Origin of the sequence: Intrasporangium sp., from assembly GCF_036566125.1 — a bacterium.
Lineage (GTDB): Bacteria > Actinomycetota > Actinomycetes > Actinomycetales > Dermatophilaceae > Intrasporangium.
The window spans coordinates 1-15,863 of sequence record NZ_DATCWX010000262.1 but is presented as its reverse complement, the minus strand read 5'-3'; the positions used below and the strand labels follow the sequence as shown (position 1 = coordinate 15,863).

Here is a 15,863-nt window from a genome sequence, read left to right as displayed (position 1 = left end):
TTCTCTTGTCTTTCAACCGTTTTCACAAGGATGACTCATCCTTCGCAGTAGACACCAACCCGGATGCACCGCCCGAGGGCGATCGCTGGTCGAGCTGGGACAGCGCCAGCCACGGGCCCAAGCCCAGGCCTGACTGGATCATCACCGACCTCGGCGCCGTCGAGGAGGATCTCGGCGTGCTCAAGACGGGCAAGGAGGCGGACGTCCACCTCGTCCGGCGATGGATCCCCGGTGATCCCGGTCGGGACGTCCTCATGGCGGGCAAGCGCTACCGCTCGAGCAAGCACCGGCTCTTCCACCGCGACGCCGGATACCTCGAGGGCAGACGGGTCCGCAAGTCGCGTGAGACGCGTGCCATGGCGACCCGAACGTCCTTCGGCAAGGAGCTGATCAGCGGCCTGTGGGCCTTCGCCGAGTTCGAGACGCTGGCCCGGCTCTGGCGGGACGGCCTGCCGGTCCCCTACCCGGTGCAGATGAGCGACGACGAGTTGCTCATGGAGTTCATCGCGACGCCGGACGGCGATGCTGCGCCGCGGTTGGCCCAGACCCGCCCGGGTCGCGACGTGCTGCCTCGCCTCTTCGAGCAGCTTCGCGAGGCGATGCTGCGCCTGGCGGAGCTGGGCTGGGCCCACGGGGACCTGTCGCCGTACAACGTCCTGCTTGACGAGCGGCCCACCGTGGCGGGCGATGACCCCCGACTCGTCATCATCGACTGGCCGCAGGTCGTCGACGTCATCGGCAACCCGCACGGGCTGGAGTTCCTCGAGCGGGACGCGCGCAACATGGCCGACTGGTTCACGAGGCGCGGCTTCGAGGTCGACACAGGGCACTTCTTCGGTGACCTCGTCGCCGCGGCCACCTCCCGCTGGTGACCGGTCGCAGACCCTCCCACAACACACCCGCTTACCGAGTGCTCCCTTCGGCTGCAGACGAGGTAAGCGATCGGTGAGCGGGTGTGTTGCGGTGGAGAGGCCCGGTCAGGGTTGGCGCGAGCCACCCAGGGGAGGCGCGCCGAGCGCCCAGAGCAGCTCGTTGATCTCGCGCTGCGCCCGGGTGCGGTGGGTGCGCCCGGCCCGCGCCGCGTCGGTGAGGCTGATGTCCCGCGTCACGAGGAGCCGGTTCAGGCGCCCCCAGCAGGAGAGCGTGTGCGCCCTGTCACGGCTGGCGAGCTCGACCATGACGGGCAGCGCGACGAGCTGGGCCCGCTTGCCGTAGACGACCCCCGCACTCGACATCCCGAGCATCCGGTAACCGTGGTCGGTCGCCCAACTCCCAGCAATGGCCCGGACGTCCAAGCTTGACGAGAAGTGCACGACGTCCCGCGCGCTTCGCACCCGAGCCCCCCTGTCGGACGAAGCCGCGTCCCGATGAGGCGGCCGGACGAAGATTAGCGCACCCCGCGTTGGCCCACGCAGGGGGTCTTGTCTGCGAATCGCGTTGCCCGGCAAAGGGCCCCCGTCAACTCCGAAGCAGTCCGTGGGCTCGCATCACACCGGCAAGACTCAGACCTGCCTCATCGTCGCCACCATGAACGACTGCCACGCCTCACGGCTCTCCTGGAGCTCACCCGGTCCACCGACGCGCTCCAGAATCACGCCCGTCGCAGCTCGCGTGGCATCGTCCCACTCCCCGGTGATCTCGACGTCGGTGCGCCCCCACACGTGCCGGCACATGGCCTGCACCGCCTGGACCTGCACTCGCGACCGCCGGATCAGCCTCGGCCGCTCGGGACCGAACCGGCCCGTGTCGACGTGGATGTGGTTGGCGTGCGCGTCGTCGTAGAGATAGGTGAGGACGTCGGCGAACTCGTGATGCAGGCCGGCGGCCACCCTCCAGTAGGCGCTGAGGCGGCGTCGCAACTCGGACGCCGGAACGTCCCGCCACTGGTCGTAGCGCAGGGACACGAGGTCCCTGCCGTCGGCCCTGAGCCGGGCCAGATCGAAGGCCTGCCCCGAGCTGTGCCAGGAGCGGGGCCTGCCTCGGACCCAGGCGCCGTACGAGCGGACCGCGTCGGGTGCCTGCCCGGTGTACAGCCGGTGCAGTGCGAGCCAGGCGTCGAGGCGCTCCCCGAACGCCGCGTCGACGTAGTAGGTGGCCGGCCGGCCCGAGATCTCATAGACGTATGCCGCTGGGCCGACTCGGGTGCGCGCCTGCAGATCCGTGTAGTCGACCGGAACCGGGTCGGCGAACACCTCCCGCGGGGTCGGCTCCAGCAGGCCCGGGATCTCCGGAAGGCCGGGCAGGTCGCCCTTGATGGCAAGCGTCCCAGCGGCAGCGGTCGCGATGCCTGCACCACCGAGCACGAGGAAGCCACGACGGCTGATGCGTGGCGACCGACGCGCGGGGGGCGCGCCGTCGGCGGCCTCGCCTCGGCCGCTCTGGCCGGGCGCGGGTTGCCGCTCACGGGTCTCGCTCACGTCAGGTCAACGTCACGAGCGCTGCCGAGGTTTCCCCGTGAACCTCACGGTGATGTCACAGTTCGTCGGTTGCGCGTGTCCTCCTCATGAGAAGCAGTCGACCAAGGAGGACCCCATGACAACCACGTCACCCGTCACCGTTTCGGCTCGCACCGCGCGGATTCCCCTGGAGCACCCCAACACACCCTTCCTGCGCCTCGCCCGCTGGTGGAGCAAGCGGCGCTACGGCGACATGCTCGAGCCGGTCCTCGCCATGATGCACAACCGGAGAGTGTTGACGTCGATGGGCCTGCTGGAACTGACGGCCCCGAGGTGGTCGAGCCTGGACCCGGACGTCCGCGAACTCGCCGAGCTCGCCGTCAGCGCACAGATCGGGTGCAGCTGGTGCATCGACTTCGGCTACTTCCTCTCGCACAACCGAGGCATGGACCCGGCCAAGCTCGAGGGGCTGGCGGACTGGCGGGCCAGCGACGCGTACACGTCGCTGGAGCGCCAGGTGCTCGAGTACGCGGAGGCCATGACGACGACCCCGCCGAGCGTGACCGACGAGATGGTCGAGGGCCTGCGCGAGTCGCTCACCGACGAGCAGCTCGTCGAGCTGACTGCCATGATCGCTCTGGAGAACCTGCGATCACGCACCAACGCTGCGCTCGGACTGACGAGCCAGGGCTTCAAGGACCACTGTGAGGTGCCCAGCCGATGACCGACCGATGACCGACACGCAGACGGCCTTCGAGGAGCACCGCAGGCTCCTCGAGGGGGCGGCCTACCGAATCCTCGGGACCCGCACCGACGCCGAGGACGTCGTCCAGGAGGCCTGGATCCGGTGGAGCACGGTCGACCCGGACACCGTGGACGACGCCCGCGCCTACCTGGTGACGATCACGTCACGGCTTGCGCTGAACAAGCTGCGCGAGCTCAAGGCCCGCCGCGAGACCTACGTCGGGCCGTGGCTGCCCGAGCCCGTCGCGACCGCAACCGATGACCCGGCACGGGCGGCGGAGCTCGCCGACGAGGTCTCCATGGCGATGCTCATCGTCCTCGAGTCGCTGACACCGCTCGAGCGCGCGGCGTTCGTCATGACCGACGTGTTCGCGATGAAGTCGCCCGAGGTGGCCGAGGCACTGGGACGTTCGCCGGCGTCCGTGCGTCAGCTCGTCACGAGGGCACGGGCCCATCTCGCCGCCCGTACCCCGCGTCAGGTCGTCGAGAAGAGCCGCCACCGGGCCGTCATCGAAAGATTCCTGAACGCAGCCTTGTCCGGCGACGTGGCCGAGCTCGTCGCCGTCCTCTCCCCCGACGTCACGCTCGTCACCGACGGCGGCGGGTTCCGGCGAGCTGCCCTGCGCCCGATCCACTCGTCCGAGAAGGTGATCCGCTGGATCCTCGGAGTCCTCAGTGACCCCCAGGTGGCCAGCCTCAAGCCCGAGATCCGCACGCTCAATGGCGAACCGGCCGTCGTGGCCGTGGGGCCGGACGGCGTCGACTCCGTCTACTTCGTGACGGTGGAGGATGGACGGATCACTGCGGTGCACTCGATCCGCAACCCGGAGAAGCTGACCGCAGTGTGAGAGGCCACGGTCCGGATAGCGTGGGTCCGTCCCATCCACAGGATTGAGAACGGCGGAAAGGGGGCGCCATGACGGATCCGCACGACGAGATGGCCACGATCGCCGACCACCGCGTCGAGCTGCGCAAAGACCGCGTTCACGATGGCGCTCTACGTGGCCATCTGCCTGCTCGCCGCGCTCTTCGCCCTGCCGGAGACGGCGGCCGGACACCTCCCTGTCGTCGGGATCATCTGGGGCGTCTCGGTGGGACTCGCCATCGCACACTGGTTCGCCTTCCGGGTCTCAGGCCCGACTCATCGGTGCCGGTCGCGTCCGCAGTCATGACCTTGAGTCCGCTGCCGCGCAGCTGCTCGCCGTGGCTCGCAACGACGACCGGGTCTCCCTCGTCGTCATCTGGGAGTCGCACAAGTCCACCACATCTGACTCCGTCGACGTGACCAGGCTGCTCTCGAAGGCGTTCGAGCGCCTGGGCTGACGTCAGGAGGTCCGTGCCTCGATGGCGGCCGCGGTCGCGAGGACCTTCTTGGCGGTGTCGACGTGGAGATTCTCGATGAGGCGTCCGTTCAGCGTGGCGACTCCCTTGCCTTCTGCCTTGGCCGCCTCGAACGCCTCGATGACGGCGCGCGCGTCCGCGATCTCATCGGGGCTCGGGCCGTACACCTCGTTGGCCACGTCGACCTGGCCCGGGTGGATGAGCGTCTTGCCGTCGAACCCGAGCTCGCGCCCCTGCTCCGCCTCCGCACGGAAGCCCTCGTCGTCCTTGACGTTGTTGAAGACCCCGTCGACGACGGAGACACCGCCGGCACGGGCGCCAAGGGCGATGAGCTGCAGGCTCGTCTGGACCGCCGCACGACCGGGCCGGTAGTGCGCGCCGAGCTCCTTGTAGAGGTCGTTCGTCCCGATGACGAAGCAGGTGAGCCGATCGGACGCGCGCGCGATCTCCTCGGCGTGCAGGACCGCGACCGGGGTCTCGACCATGGCCCAGAGCTTGGTGCGCTCCGGCGCTCCCCCGGCCTCCATCGCCGCGACGAGCAAGCGGACCTCGTCGGCCGAGTTGACCTTGGGGACGACGATGGCGTCCGGGCCCGCAGCAGACGCGGCCGCAATGTCGGCGTCATGCCACTGCGAGCCGATGCCGTTGACGCGGATCGTCAGCTCGCGGTTGCCGTACTCTCCGGACTTGACTGCTGCACAGGCGTTCTCACGCGCCGCATCTTTCGCGTCCGGCGCGACGGCATCCTCCAGATCGAGGATCAGCGCATCAACCGGAAGCGTCTTCGCCTTCTCCAGAGCACGCTCGTTGGAGCTTGGCAGGTAGAGGACCGACCGCCGTGGGCGGAAGATGCCGTATGCCGCTGGGCTGGCTTGGGACTGAGTGCTCACCTGAGTGCGCCTTTCGTCGAGAACGGGCTGAGCGGCATACGACTCAATGCTTGTAGAGCTCGGCGAGCTCAGGGTCGGTGGCGCTGAGTCGGTCGGCGAGCTCGAGAATGACGAGGCACTGCTTGAGGCTCGCGTCGTCCTCCATCTTGCCGTCGAGCATGACCGCGCCGGTGCCATCCCCCATCGCCTCCTTGACGCGGCGGGCGTGCGCGACGTCCTCGGCGGACGGGCTGAAGACCCGCTTGGCGATGTCGATCTGGACGGGGTGGAGCGACCAGGCGCCGACGCAGCCGAGGAGGAAGGCGTTACGGAACTGGTCCTCGCAGGCGACGACGTCCTTGATGTCGCCGAACGGGCCGTAGTACGGGAAGATCCCGTGCATCGCACAGGCGTCGACCATGCGGGCGATCGTGTAGTGCCACAGGTCCTGCTGGAAGACGGCCCGATCTCCTTCTATGTTGCCGTCGACGGGGTCCTGGCGCACGAGGTAGCCGGGGTGGCCGCCGCCGACGCGGGTCGTCTTCATCCGCCGGTCCGCCGCCAGATCTGCCGGCCCGAGCGAGATACCTTGCATGCGTGGGCTGGCCCCGGCGATCTCCTCGACGTTCGCCACGCCGCGAGCCGTCTCGAGGATGGCGTGGACGAGGATCGGGCGGGTGAGGCCGGCGCGGGCCTCGAGCTGGGCCAGGATGCGGTCGACGTAGTGGATGTCCTCGGCACCCTGGACCTTGGGCACGATGACGACGTCGATCGTGTCGCCAACCTCCGTGACGAGCGTCGTCAGGTCGTCGAGGACCCAAGGGCTGTCGAGGGCGTTGATCCGCGTCCAGAGCTGGGTGTGCTCGCCGAAGTCGGTGGCCTTGGCGATCTCGACCAGCCCGGCGCGCGCCGCCTCCTTCCGGTCCGCCTTGACGGCGTCCTCGAGGTTGCCGACGAGCACGTCCACGCTGCCGACCATCCCCGGGATCTTGGCCGCCATCTTCTCGTTGCTGGGATCGAAGAAGTGGAGCATCCGGCTCGGGCGGGCGGGTACCTCGGTGATGGGCATCGGCGCCCCCACCGCGAGGGGCTTGAAGAAGTCCTTGGCGCTGCGCATGGGCGCCAACGTAGCGTGACGCTTCGCGACATCGTTATGACCGCAGTCACTCGCGCAGCGCCGGCCACCACCGGGCTACGTCCGTCTAGGGTGGGCGCTGTGACGGAGCAGCCACCTCTCAACCTCAGCGCCCTGCTCAACGAGGCCATGAGCAAGTCGGGGCTGTTGTGGATCGATGTCGCGGAGGACCGGACCTGGCCCGCCTGGCACGTCTGGGACGAGACCACGGCCTTTGTCGTCAGCGGCCCTGGCGAGCAGCCGCTGCCCTGGCTGCCCAAGGAGGTCAACCTCATCCTCCGGAGCAAAGACACCGGCGGCCGGATCCTCACGACCCGGGCCCACGCGGTCGTCCTCGAGCCCGGCTCGCCGGAGTGGGTCCATGCAGCCGAGCTGTTGCGCGCCGCCCGGCTCAACGCAGTGGACGACTCCGTCACGAGGTGGGCGAGGGAGTGCACCATCACGGCGCTCACCCCGTTCGGGTCCCCTCTCGAGATGCCGGGGGCCTACACCGCGCTCGACCTGCGCGCCGCGCCGGCGCGCACCACGGCGACGACGACCTCATGGCGGCCGTGGCACTGGAAGGGCCGGGGCCCACGACGCGCCAACGACACTCCGGGCGGCTCCAACCGGAAGTCGCGAGGGCAGCGCCGGCACTGAGGTCGAGGACGGGCCGACCGGTTCGCCGTCGTGGCGGCGGACTCCTCACGTCCCTACCGAATAGCCTTGGGCCATGAGCGCCAGCACCCGTGTCTTCGTCGCACGACTGACCGGCCTGAGCGTCTTCGACCCGCTCGGCGACCAGGTGGGTCGCGTCCGGGACGTCGTGGTGATGTTCACGCGAGCCCGTCCCGAGCCACGGGTGATCGGGCTCGTCGTCGAGGTGCCGGGCAGGCGCCGCGTCTTCGTGCCGATGACCCGCGTCACGTCGATCGACGCTGGGGCGGTCATCACCACCGGACTGGTCAACATGCGCCGCTTCGAGCAGCGCACCAACGAGACGCTCGTCGCCGCCGAGCTGTTCGATCGCACGGTCACCGTGACGACACCCGAGGCGGAGGAGGCAGGTCTCGCGCGGGCCATCGTCGAGGACATCGCGATCGAGCAGTCGGCCCGTCGTGACTGGTACGCAGTCAAGGTGTTCGTGCGTCAGCTGACCGGGGTGTCGTCGGCCTCCCGGGCCATGTCGCGCCTGACGCGTCGACGCTCCGGCAAGACGATGCTCGTCGACATCCACGACGTCGTCGGCCTCCACGAGGAGGCGCCCGCCCAGAGCGCCGAGCGGCTCCTCGAGACCTACGAGGATCTGAAGGTCGCCGACCTCGCCGAGGTGATCCACGACCTCAACCCGAAGCGGCGAGCCGAGGTCGCGGCAGCCCTGGACGACGACCGGCTCGCCGACATCCTCGAGGAGCTGCCGGAGGACGACCAGGTCGAGATCATCGCCGGCCTCGCCACCGAACGAGCCGCCGACGTGCTCGAGGCGATGGAGCCGGACGATGCCGCCGACCTGCTCGCCGACCTCCCGCCCGAGCAGGCCGAGCAGCTGCTCCAGCTCATGGAGCCCGACGAGGCCGCCCCCCTACGACGCCTCCTCAGCTATGACGAGAACACCGCCGGCGGCATGATGACGACCGAGCCGGTGATCCTCGCCCCGGAGGCGACCATCGCCGAGGCCTTGGCCATGGTCCGCCGGGAGGAGCTCGCACCAGCCCTCGCGACGATGGTCTATGTGTGCCGGCCACCCCTCGAGGTCCCTACCGGTCGCTATCTCGGCCTCGTCCACATCCAGCGCCTGCTCCGCGACCCGCCGCACGCCCCCGTGGGTTCGATCATCGACAAGGAGATGGACCCGTTGCCGGCGCACGCGTCGCTCGAGATCATCACGAGGACGCTGGCCACGTACAACCTTGTCTCCATGCCCGTCGTCGACGAGGACGGGCGACTCCTCGGCGCCGTCACCGTGGACGACGTGCTCGACCACATCCTCCCCGAGGACTGGCGTGAGGAACGGCACGAGCTGGAGGTGAACCCGTGACCGACCAGCCGAGCCGCCGCCTGTCGCGAGCCCTCCCGTCGGGGGACCGGCTCGACCAACCGCGCGAGCAGCGCGCCACGCTCCTACCCCGGGTGACCCTCTCGGAGGAGGCGTTCGGCGTCCTGTCCGAGAAGTTCGCGCGCTTCATGGGGACGCCGCAGTTCCTCATCGGCATGACGGTCTTCGTCACCGTGTGGATCGCCTGGAATACGCTCGCTCCGGAGTCGTTGGTCTTCGACGAGTTCCCCTTCATCTTCCTGACGCTGATGCTGAGCCTGCAGGCCTCCTACGCCGCCCCCCTCATCCTGCTCGCCCAGAACCGGCAGGCCGACCGTGACCGGGTGGGGTTGGAACAGGACCGTTCCAGGGACGAGCGCAACCTCGCGGACACCGAGTTCCTCACCCGCGAGGTTGCCTCACTGCGGCTGGCCATGCGCGAGCAGGCCACCCGGGACTTCGTCAGGTCGGAGCTACGGGACCTGCTCGGCGAGCTCGAGGAGCGGGCGATCATCCGCCCTCTCGACGACACAGCGCCCTCGCCACGGCACCACCCCGACTAGACCCCGCAACACACCCGCGTACCGACTGCCGGACCCTGCTGCAACAGGGTCCGGCACTCGATGAGCGGGTGTGTTGCGGGGTGGAGGTCACGGCGTCGGGACGGCACCCCGGTCGGGCGAGCCAGCCCAGCGGCATACGATGTGTGGCATGTCTGTCCCCGCCCTGCCCAGCCGCGACACCTTGCTCACGGCACTGTCGAAGGTCAACGACCCAGAGATTCGCAAGCCGATCACCGAGCTCGGCATGGTCAAGTCGGTCGAGGTCGACGACACAGGGCACGCGGAGCTGGCCATCTACCTGACCGTCTCGGGCTGTCCCATGAAGGACACGCTGACGCGCGACACGACGGCAGCCCTCCAGGCCCTCCCCGGGGTCACGTCGGTCAACGTCACCCTCGACGTCATGAGCGACGAGCAGCGGGCCTCCCTGCGCCAGCAGCTGCGCGGCGGGGCGCCGGAGAAGGAGATCCCCTTCGCCAAGCCCAACTCTCTCACTCGCGTCTATGCCGTGGCCTCGGGCAAGGGTGGGGTGGGCAAGTCCTCGGTCACCGTCAACCTGGCCGCAGCGATGGCCGAGCAGGGGCTGCGCGTCGGGGTCGTGGACGCGGACGTCTACGGCTTCTCCGTGCCGCGCATGCTCGGCGTGGAGCAGCGGCCCACTCAGGTCGACGACATGATCCTGCCCCCGATCTCGTATGACGTGAAGGTCATCTCGATCGGCATGTTCGTCCCCGGCAACCAGCCCGTCGTCTGGCGCGGGCCCATGCTGCACCGGGCCCTGCAGCAGTTCCTCGGCGACGTCTTCTGGGGCGACATCGACGTCCTCCTGCTCGACCTGCCGCCCGGCACCGGTGACATCGCCATCTCGGTCGCCCAGCTCATTCCGACCGCCGAGATCCTCGTCGTCACGACGCCGCAGCAGGCCGCCGCCGAGGTGGCTGAGCGGGCCGGGGCCATCGCCCTGCAGACCCACCAGCGGATCGCCGGCGTCATCGAGAACATGTCCTGGCTCGAGCTGCCGGACGGCACGCGCCAGGAGATCTTCGGCTCGGGCGGAGGGCAGGCCGTCGCCGATTCGCTGAGCCGCAGCATCGGAGCCACGGTGCCGCTGCTCGGCCAGATCCCGCTGGACACGACGCTCCGCGAGGGCGGCGACACGGGGAACCCGGTCGTGCTCGGGGCGCCCGACTCCGCCGCCGGCGTTGCCCTGCGCGGCATCGCCCGCGGCCTCGCCACTCGGGCCAGGGGCCTAGCGGGTCGCTCTCTCGGCCTCACCCCAGCCGGCCGCTGACGCCACCTTCGCCCCTGCGGGCAGTTCATGCAGGGCCGGGAGGGCTGGCAGGAAACCGGCGTGCGGGAGCGAGCTCAGCGGCATCCGGCCGTGGTCAGGTGGCCTCGCTGTCCCACGGAGTCGCGATGGACGGATCGTGCACCTTGGGAGCGCTCGTGGGCTTGACCGGAGGCGGGCTGTCCTGCTCGGGCGGCGAGTTGAGCGCCTCGCGCACGATCTTGCGCGGGTCGTACTGACGCGGGTCGTAGGTGCGCCAGTCCACATCGGAGAACTCCGGACCCATCTCGTCCTTGAGCTGCTGCTTCGCCCGATCTGCCATGGCGCGGGCCTGACGCACGAAGCGCCCGAGCTTCCCGGCGTACTCCGGCAGCCGCTCCGGGCCGAGCACGAGGATGGCGAGCACACCAAGCAGGAGGAACTCCCACCCATTGATGTCCAACACTTTTCCTCATCCTCCCCGGCCGTGGCGCCGGCGTGCGTCCGGCGCCATCATACGTACGCTGTGTGGCACTCAGTCGTCCGGTTCCGCCTCCAAGGTCATCTGCAGCTGGCGCTGCTGACCATCGCGCTCGATGGTGAGGGTGACCGTCTCACCCACCGCACGAGCCCGGATCGAGACGATGAGCTGGTCCGGGGTGCGGACCGGCTTGCCCTCGAAGCTGACGATCACGTCTCCCGGCTGGACGCCTGCCCTTTCCGCCGGGCCATCCGGTGTGACGGCCTTGCCGGAGTCCTCGACCTTGGCCCCCTCGCCGGCGAAGGTGCGGTCCAGGAGGACGCCGATGATCGGGTGCGTCGCCTTGCCGGTCGCGATGAGCTGGTCGGCGGTGCGACGGGCCTGGTCGCTCGGAATGGCGAACCCGAGCCCGATGTTGCCGGTGGTCGCGGAGGTCGAGCCGGGGACCCGGGCGATCGCCGAGTTGACCCCGATCACCTTGCCGGACAGGTCGAGCAGTGGACCACCGGAGTTGCCCGGGTTGATGGCGGCATCCGTCTGGATGGCGTTGATGAAGGAGGCCTCGTTCCCGGCGCCCGGCGTGACGGGGCGGTTGAGGGCGCTGACGATGCCGGAGGTGACCGTCTGCTCCAGGCCGAGCGGTGCGCCCACTGCGATGACGGGATCGCCCACGAGCACCGACTCGGACGGGCCGAGCTGGAGGGGGGTGAGGTCCGTGCGCTCGATCTTGAGCACAGCCAGGTCGTAGCTCACGTCGCGACCGACGATCCGGGCGTCCTCCGTCTCACCGTTGCTGAGGACGACCTCGATGACTCCGTTGCCGCCTCCGGCCGCGACGACATGGTTGTTGGTCAGGATGTGGCCCCGGTCGTCGATGACGAAGCCCGATCCCGTGCCAGCGCCCTCGGAGCCGGCGTCGACCTTGATGGTCACCACGCTCGGCACCACGCGGGCGGCAATGTTGGCGATCGACCCGGTCGGCCGCTCAGTCGCACCGGGGCCAGGCTCCGGCAGTGTGCTTCGTTGGGGGATCACTCGGTCCTCGAGCACCTGGCCGGCCACCCCACCCACCGCTGCCGAGGCGAGGCAGAGCGCCGCCACGCCGGCGACGAGCAGGCCACGTCGTCGCCTCCGAGTCGGGGTGGGGGGCGGTAGGGGCGCGCCCAGCGGTCCCGGCTGTGGGCCATCGTCCGGAGACGGGGCGTCGCCCTGCGAGGGACTCCCCGGGTAGGCGTAGGGCACCCCGACGGGATAGTCCGGGTCGGGACCGCTGGCGGGGCCTGAGGGGCTAGAGGGGCCGGAAGGGCCACTGCGGAGGGAGGGGTTCACGTCTTCGGACGTGCCCGGAGCGGTGGAGGCAGCCGGACCTGCCGGCACGACAGGGCCGGTCGGATCCTCCGACCTGAGCGGACCGGCGTACCGGGCGCGATGAGCCTCCTCTGCGAGCGCATCCGCGCGGTCGGAGCCCCATGGAGCGTCGGCGCGGCTGGGCACACCCGGTCCCTCGGTCGGGTGCTCTCCGCTGAACTGGGAAAACCAGCCACCCTCGCCGGAGTCGTCGCCCCGACGAGGGATGGGCTGGGTCGGAGTCACTCCGATGGCTCCAGTCTGGTCGACTTCCGCGCCGCGGTCCTCGCTGGGCTCCTGGGATCGCGGCTCGGTGGAGTCGTCGCTCATGGCCCCGATTGTGCCGAAGAGACGACGAAGATACGAACCGGGGCCTTGGCGCCTGCGGCGTGCGAGCGCGTCGTCGACACCACCCAGAACGACGGCGGTGGCGCCGTCGAGTCACTGTGGCCCAGCCCAGTGACGGCTTCAGATCGAGTCACCACGGGCAGCGACGGCAGCACGGGCCGAAAGGTCACCGCCGCGCCAAAGTCCGCGACGCCGGCAGGAACCCCGACCGACGGGGGGTTCGGCCCTGTGCCTCCAGGCAGGGGCGAGACCGCCAGCCCCCAAGCGGCCGCCACCGAGGCCCCCGCTGCGAGGGAGGCGATCATGGCCGCGCGCATCGGGGATCGGTGCAGTGCGGGAGCGGTCGGCGGGACGGTCGAGAGCGGCTGGGGGGCTCCCGCGGGAACGACCCCGCGGCCTCCCCGGGCGAGCGGCCCGAGCGGGATGCGAGGACCGGACGCCGGGGTGGGCGCGGCAGCGGCAACAGCAGGAGCCGACGCGAGACTCATGAGGGAGGACCGGAGCGAACCGGGCAGGTCGCGGGCATCAGTCCGGAGGGCGGAGACGATCCGGCGCTCCTGATCAGCGGCGGACCGACAGACCATGCAGGCGACGAGATGCCGGTCATAGAGGTGGAGGACGGCCGGCGGCAGGGCCCGGTCGACATAGGCCCGGACGTGTCCGCGCAGGTGGGGTGTCACCGGGCGCCCACCTCCATGGACCGTCGACGGACCTGCTCTCCGCTCACGTCAGGCTCACCGGGCTCCTGCGGGGACCCGCCGACCAGGCAGCCGGAGGCTCGGTCGGGCGGCGCGCGTCTCGGGCTTCTTCGTCGCCTCTGGTGCCCGGTGGGCGAGCGCCTCCCGCAGCTGGGAGCGACCGCGGTGGATCCGCGAGCGAACGGTGCCGAGCTTGATCCCGAGGGTCGCGCTGATCTCCTCGTACGAGAGGCCCTCGATGTCGCACAGCACCACGGCGGCGCGGAACTCCGGCGCGAGCGCGTCGAGCGCACGCTGCACGTCGTCGTCGAACCGCTCATCGTGGTAGGTCTGCTCCGGCCCCTTCTCGCGGCTCGGCAGGCGACCGGCCGCGTCCTCGGGCAGGGCGTCGAAGCGGATGCGCTGCTTGCGTCGCATCTTGTCGAGGAAGACGTTCGTCGTGATGCGGTGGAGCCAGCCCTCGAACGTGCCCGGCTGGTACGAGTGAAGCGAACGGAAGACCCGCACGAAGACGTCGTGGGTCAGGTCCTCCGCGTCGTAGGGGTTGCCGGTCAGGCGGTAGGCCAACCGGTAGACCCGCGCCGAGTGCTGCTCGACGACTTCCTCCCACGTCGGGGGGGTCCAGACTGCGTCGCGCACCGCCCCCGAGGCAGCATCGAGCTGCGGGTCACCGGAGCTGCCGGTGCCCTCGGTCAAGACAGTCGCACTCACGCGATCTCCATACCTTTCGAGCAACTGACCAGCACAACGCAGCGCCGGTCTCTTTCGTTCCCGTTCTCTGTCCCCTCATCGTTGCCAATTGCGGTCATTCCGCCCTGTCGGGATCCTGTGAATGACCTGTGCATCCTCGGGCGTCCCGGGCCGAGCCTCGTGCACGCCCCCGCGTTAGGGTGACGACCATGAGCCAGCACAAGGTTGCCGCCTGGTCGCACGCAGAGGAGTTCGTCACACCGAGCGACCACATCGAGGCGGCGCACCGGCGTGCGGAGGAACTCGATGTCGACGTGATCGGCAATGGGGCCGGCGGGTTTCTCCGCGTCCTGACCGCCGCGACCGGCGCGAAGGCCGTCATGGAGCTTGGAACCGGTACTGGCGTCTCTGGTCTCTGGCTCCTCGGCGGGATGCCACCGGACGGGATCCTCACGACGATCGACATCGAGGCCGAGCACCAGCAGGCAGCCCGCGAGGCGTTCGCTGCCGCCGGCATCGCTCACCAGCGCACGCGCGTCATCGCCGGCCGGGCACTCGACGTCCTGCCCCGGATGACGGACAGCGCCTACGACCTGGTCGTGGTGGACGCCGACAAGGCGGAGTACCCCCAGTACGTCCAGCAGGCGTCCCGGTTGCTGCGCCACGGCGGCACCCTCGTGCTCACGTGGACCGACAAGGAGTCGGACCCTGCCGCGAGGGACCCCGAGACGCGGACGCTGCGCGAGGTCGGCAAGCTGATCCGCGACCACGACGGGTTCACCGCGTCGCTCCTGCCAGTCGGCGACGGCCTGTTGATCGCGGTGAAGCGCTGAGGCGTTCAGGCGCTGAGGCCCGAGACGGCGCAGGAACGGCAACGGCTCCCGACGTCGCCGGGAGCCGCATGCTGGACGAGCAGGTTCAGTTGACGCCGTCGCACCCTTGGATGGCGTCGCGAAGGGCTGCAGCCTCATCCGGCGTCATCTCCACGACGAGTCGCCCGCCACCCTCGAGGGGCATGCGCAGCACGATGCCACGACCCTCCTTGACGACCTCGAGCGGTCCGTCGCCGGTCCTCGGCTTCATTGCTGCCATGGTGCCCCTTCCACTGAATTCGGGTGGTCTGCAGCCATTATTCCGTGTCCCGTCAGCCGGACCTAATCCGGGATGTGACGGCGAGCACGTCGGAAGCCCAGTACTTTCCCGGACAACGGGATTGGGCCAGAGTGGGCGCCATGACTGAGCCGAACCCCGCCACCCAGCCCGCCGCGAGCCCCATCGACGTCACCGTGACGGACGGAGTGGCCTGGCTTCGGCTCAACCGCCCCGATGCCATGAACGCCCTTGACCGCGCGCTCAAGGTGGCGCTGCGCGACGCGCTGCGCTCGGCAGCGGACGACCCCGCGGTCCGGTGTGTCGTGCTGACGGGCAACGGCCGGGCCTTCTGCGTAGGCCAGGACCTCAAGGAGCACGTGGCCGACCTCTCCTCCGGCGAGACCTCACTCGCGACAACTGTGACCGAGCACTACAACCAGATCGTCATGCTCCTCGCGACGATGAACAAGCCGGTTGTCGCCGCGCTGAACGGCGTCGCTGCCGGCGCCGGGATGAGCTTCGCTCTCGCCTGCGATGTCCGGGTCATCGTCGAGGGCGCAGGGCTCAACACCGCCTTCGCCGGCATCGCCCTCTCCTGTGACTCGGGTGCCTCGTGGTCACTTCCCCGGCTCGTCGGACCGGCTCGAGCCAAGGACCTGCTCATGTTCCCACGGACCATTCCGGCCGATGAGGCGCTCGCGCTGGGTCTCGTGTCGAAGGTGGTCGCTCGGGACGAGTTCGATGGCGTCGTAACGGAGCTCGCGACGTCGCTGGCGGCCGGTCCGACGCTCGCCTACGGGTCGATCCGTCGCGCCGTCGCCGTCAGCGCGGGCACCGACCTCGCGAACGCGCTGGCCCACGAAGCGGAGCTGATGGCC

At 69.8% G+C, this 15,863-nt stretch carries 19 protein-coding genes; 10 read left to right on the top strand and 9 right to left on the bottom strand.

All coding sequences use genetic code 11. The features are described from left to right. The first annotated feature begins 5 nt into the window (after positions 1-5). The gene (locus VIR15_RS16220) at positions 6-872 is read left to right on the top strand and encodes a serine protein kinase RIO (RefSeq protein ID WP_331929585.1); all 867 of its coding nucleotides are present in this window, start codon (positions 6-8) and stop codon (positions 870-872) included. A 105-nt stretch (positions 873-977) separates the two neighbouring features. On the opposite strand, the gene VIR15_RS16215 is transcribed toward VIR15_RS16220, so the two are convergent. Together VIR15_RS16215 and VIR15_RS16210 are read right to left on the bottom strand one after the other, a co-directional pair. Then, positions 978-1,244, bottom strand: coding sequence for a hypothetical protein (locus VIR15_RS16215; protein WP_331929583.1), 267 nt, complete (start codon positions 1,242-1,244; stop codon positions 978-980). Positions 1,245-1,502: 258 nt separating this feature from the next. After that, a complete protein-coding gene (locus VIR15_RS16210; RefSeq protein ID WP_331929581.1) occupies positions 1,503-2,417 on the bottom strand; it encodes an extensin family protein in 915 nt (304 codons plus the stop codon). A gap of 115 nt (positions 2,418-2,532) precedes the next feature. Between VIR15_RS16210 and VIR15_RS16205 the strand changes: the two genes are divergently transcribed. From VIR15_RS16205 to VIR15_RS16195, 3 genes are all read left to right on the top strand, one after another. Further along, on the top strand, positions 2,533-3,120 hold the full coding sequence (locus tag VIR15_RS16205; protein ID WP_331929579.1) for a carboxymuconolactone decarboxylase family protein: 588 nt from the start codon (positions 2,533-2,535) through the stop codon (positions 3,118-3,120). Positions 3,121-3,127: 7 nt separating this feature from the next. After that, entirely contained in the window at positions 3,128-3,988 is an 861-nt protein-coding gene (gene sigJ / locus VIR15_RS16200) for an RNA polymerase sigma factor SigJ (RefSeq protein ID WP_331929577.1), read from the top strand. A gap of 141 nt (positions 3,989-4,129) precedes the next feature. Further along, positions 4,130-4,312 carry a hypothetical protein gene (locus VIR15_RS16195; RefSeq protein ID WP_331929575.1) on the top strand — a complete coding sequence of 61 codons (183 nt, stop codon included), beginning with the start codon at positions 4,130-4,132 and terminating at the stop codon, positions 4,310-4,312. A 153-nt stretch (positions 4,313-4,465) separates the two neighbouring features. On the opposite strand, the gene VIR15_RS16190 is transcribed toward VIR15_RS16195, so the two are convergent. Further along, positions 4,466-5,371, bottom strand: a complete 906-nt coding sequence (locus tag VIR15_RS16190) for an HpcH/HpaI aldolase/citrate lyase family protein (protein WP_331929573.1) — start codon at positions 5,369-5,371, stop codon at positions 4,466-4,468. Between the two features lie 43 nt (positions 5,372-5,414). Continuing rightward, positions 5,415-6,467, bottom strand: a complete 1,053-nt coding sequence (locus VIR15_RS16185; protein ID WP_331929571.1) for an HpcH/HpaI aldolase/citrate lyase family protein — start codon at positions 6,465-6,467, stop codon at positions 5,415-5,417. 99 nt (positions 6,468-6,566) lie between these two features. On the opposite strand from VIR15_RS16185, the gene VIR15_RS16180 reads away from it, so the two are divergent. The 4 genes from VIR15_RS16180 to VIR15_RS16165 all read left to right on the top strand — a co-directional run bounded on the left by VIR15_RS16180 (position 6,567) and on the right by VIR15_RS16165 (position 10,353). Beyond that, a complete protein-coding gene (locus VIR15_RS16180; protein ID WP_331929569.1) occupies positions 6,567-7,124 on the top strand; it encodes a hypothetical protein in 558 nt (185 codons plus the stop codon). A 73-nt stretch (positions 7,125-7,197) separates the two neighbouring features. Further along, positions 7,198-8,502: a magnesium transporter MgtE N-terminal domain-containing protein gene (locus VIR15_RS16175; RefSeq protein WP_331929567.1), complete on the top strand. Its 1,305-nt coding sequence runs from the start codon at positions 7,198-7,200 to the stop codon at positions 8,500-8,502. Then, complete coding sequence (locus tag VIR15_RS16170) at positions 8,499-9,062, top strand: DUF1003 domain-containing protein (protein ID WP_331929565.1); 564 nt, start codon at positions 8,499-8,501, stop codon at positions 9,060-9,062. Before VIR15_RS16175 ends, VIR15_RS16170 begins: the two co-directional genes overlap by 4 nt. A gap of 148 nt (positions 9,063-9,210) precedes the next feature. Next, the gene (locus VIR15_RS16165) at positions 9,211-10,353 is read left to right on the top strand and encodes an Mrp/NBP35 family ATP-binding protein (protein WP_331929563.1); all 1,143 of its coding nucleotides are present in this window, start codon (positions 9,211-9,213) and stop codon (positions 10,351-10,353) included. Between the two features lie 94 nt (positions 10,354-10,447). Here the strand turns inward: VIR15_RS16165 and VIR15_RS16160 are convergent, their stop codons facing one another. The 4 genes from VIR15_RS16160 to sigE form a co-directional block, all read right to left on the bottom strand. After that, entirely contained in the window at positions 10,448-10,795 is a 348-nt protein-coding gene (locus tag VIR15_RS16160; protein WP_331929561.1) for a twin-arginine translocase TatA/TatE family subunit, read from the bottom strand. Between the two features lie 69 nt (positions 10,796-10,864). Then, positions 10,865-12,487, bottom strand: coding sequence for a S1C family serine protease (locus tag VIR15_RS16155; RefSeq protein WP_331929559.1), 1,623 nt, complete (start codon positions 12,485-12,487; stop codon positions 10,865-10,867). After that, positions 12,484-13,185 (bottom strand): anti-sigma factor, encoded by a 702-nt coding sequence (locus VIR15_RS16150; protein WP_331929557.1) that lies wholly within the window; start codon positions 13,183-13,185, stop codon positions 12,484-12,486. The genes VIR15_RS16155 and VIR15_RS16150 overlap by 4 nt, the downstream gene beginning before the upstream one ends. 54 nt (positions 13,186-13,239) lie before the next feature. Then, complete coding sequence (gene sigE, locus VIR15_RS16145) at positions 13,240-13,914, bottom strand: RNA polymerase sigma factor SigE (protein ID WP_331929555.1); 675 nt, start codon at positions 13,912-13,914, stop codon at positions 13,240-13,242. A 188-nt stretch (positions 13,915-14,102) separates the two neighbouring features. Here sigE and VIR15_RS16140 point away from each other — a divergent pair, with 188 nt between their 5' ends. After that, positions 14,103-14,726 (top strand): O-methyltransferase, encoded by a 624-nt coding sequence (locus tag VIR15_RS16140; RefSeq protein ID WP_331929553.1) that lies wholly within the window; start codon positions 14,103-14,105, stop codon positions 14,724-14,726. Positions 14,727-14,811: 85 nt separating this feature from the next. On the opposite strand, the gene VIR15_RS16135 is transcribed toward VIR15_RS16140, so the two are convergent. Then, positions 14,812-14,985, bottom strand: coding sequence for a DUF3117 domain-containing protein (locus VIR15_RS16135; protein ID WP_013493416.1), 174 nt, complete (start codon positions 14,983-14,985; stop codon positions 14,812-14,814). Positions 14,986-15,125: 140 nt separating this feature from the next. Between VIR15_RS16135 and VIR15_RS16130 the strand changes: the two genes are divergently transcribed. Continuing rightward, positions 15,126-15,863: enoyl-CoA hydratase/isomerase family protein (locus VIR15_RS16130; protein WP_331929545.1), on the top strand; the 738-nt coding region annotated here is incomplete at its 3' end.

Coding starts and splice junctions, on each gene's coding strand:
- VIR15_RS16215 (WP_331929583.1), bottom strand. CDS start 1,244: ATGCTCGGGATGTCGAGTGCGGGGGTCGTCTACGGCAAGCGGGCCCAG.
- VIR15_RS16205 (WP_331929579.1), top strand. CDS start 2,533: ATGACAACCACGTCACCCGTCACCGTTTCGGCTCGCACCGCGCGGATT.
- sigJ (WP_331929577.1), top strand. CDS start 3,128: ATGACCGACACGCAGACGGCCTTCGAGGAGCACCGCAGGCTCCTCGAG.
- VIR15_RS16195 (WP_331929575.1), top strand. CDS start 4,130: ATGGCGCTCTACGTGGCCATCTGCCTGCTCGCCGCGCTCTTCGCCCTG.
- VIR15_RS16185 (WP_331929571.1), bottom strand. CDS start 6,467: ATGCGCAGCGCCAAGGACTTCTTCAAGCCCCTCGCGGTGGGGGCGCCG.
- VIR15_RS16175 (WP_331929567.1), top strand. CDS start 7,198: ATGAGCGCCAGCACCCGTGTCTTCGTCGCACGACTGACCGGCCTGAGC.
- VIR15_RS16165 (WP_331929563.1), top strand. CDS start 9,211: ATGTCTGTCCCCGCCCTGCCCAGCCGCGACACCTTGCTCACGGCACTG.
- VIR15_RS16155 (WP_331929559.1), bottom strand. CDS start 12,487: ATGAGCGACGACTCCACCGAGCCGCGATCCCAGGAGCCCAGCGAGGAC.
- VIR15_RS16140 (WP_331929553.1), top strand. CDS start 14,103: ATGAGCCAGCACAAGGTTGCCGCCTGGTCGCACGCAGAGGAGTTCGTC.
- VIR15_RS16135 (WP_013493416.1), bottom strand. CDS start 14,985: ATGGCAGCAATGAAGCCGAGGACCGGCGACGGACCGCTCGAGGTCGTC.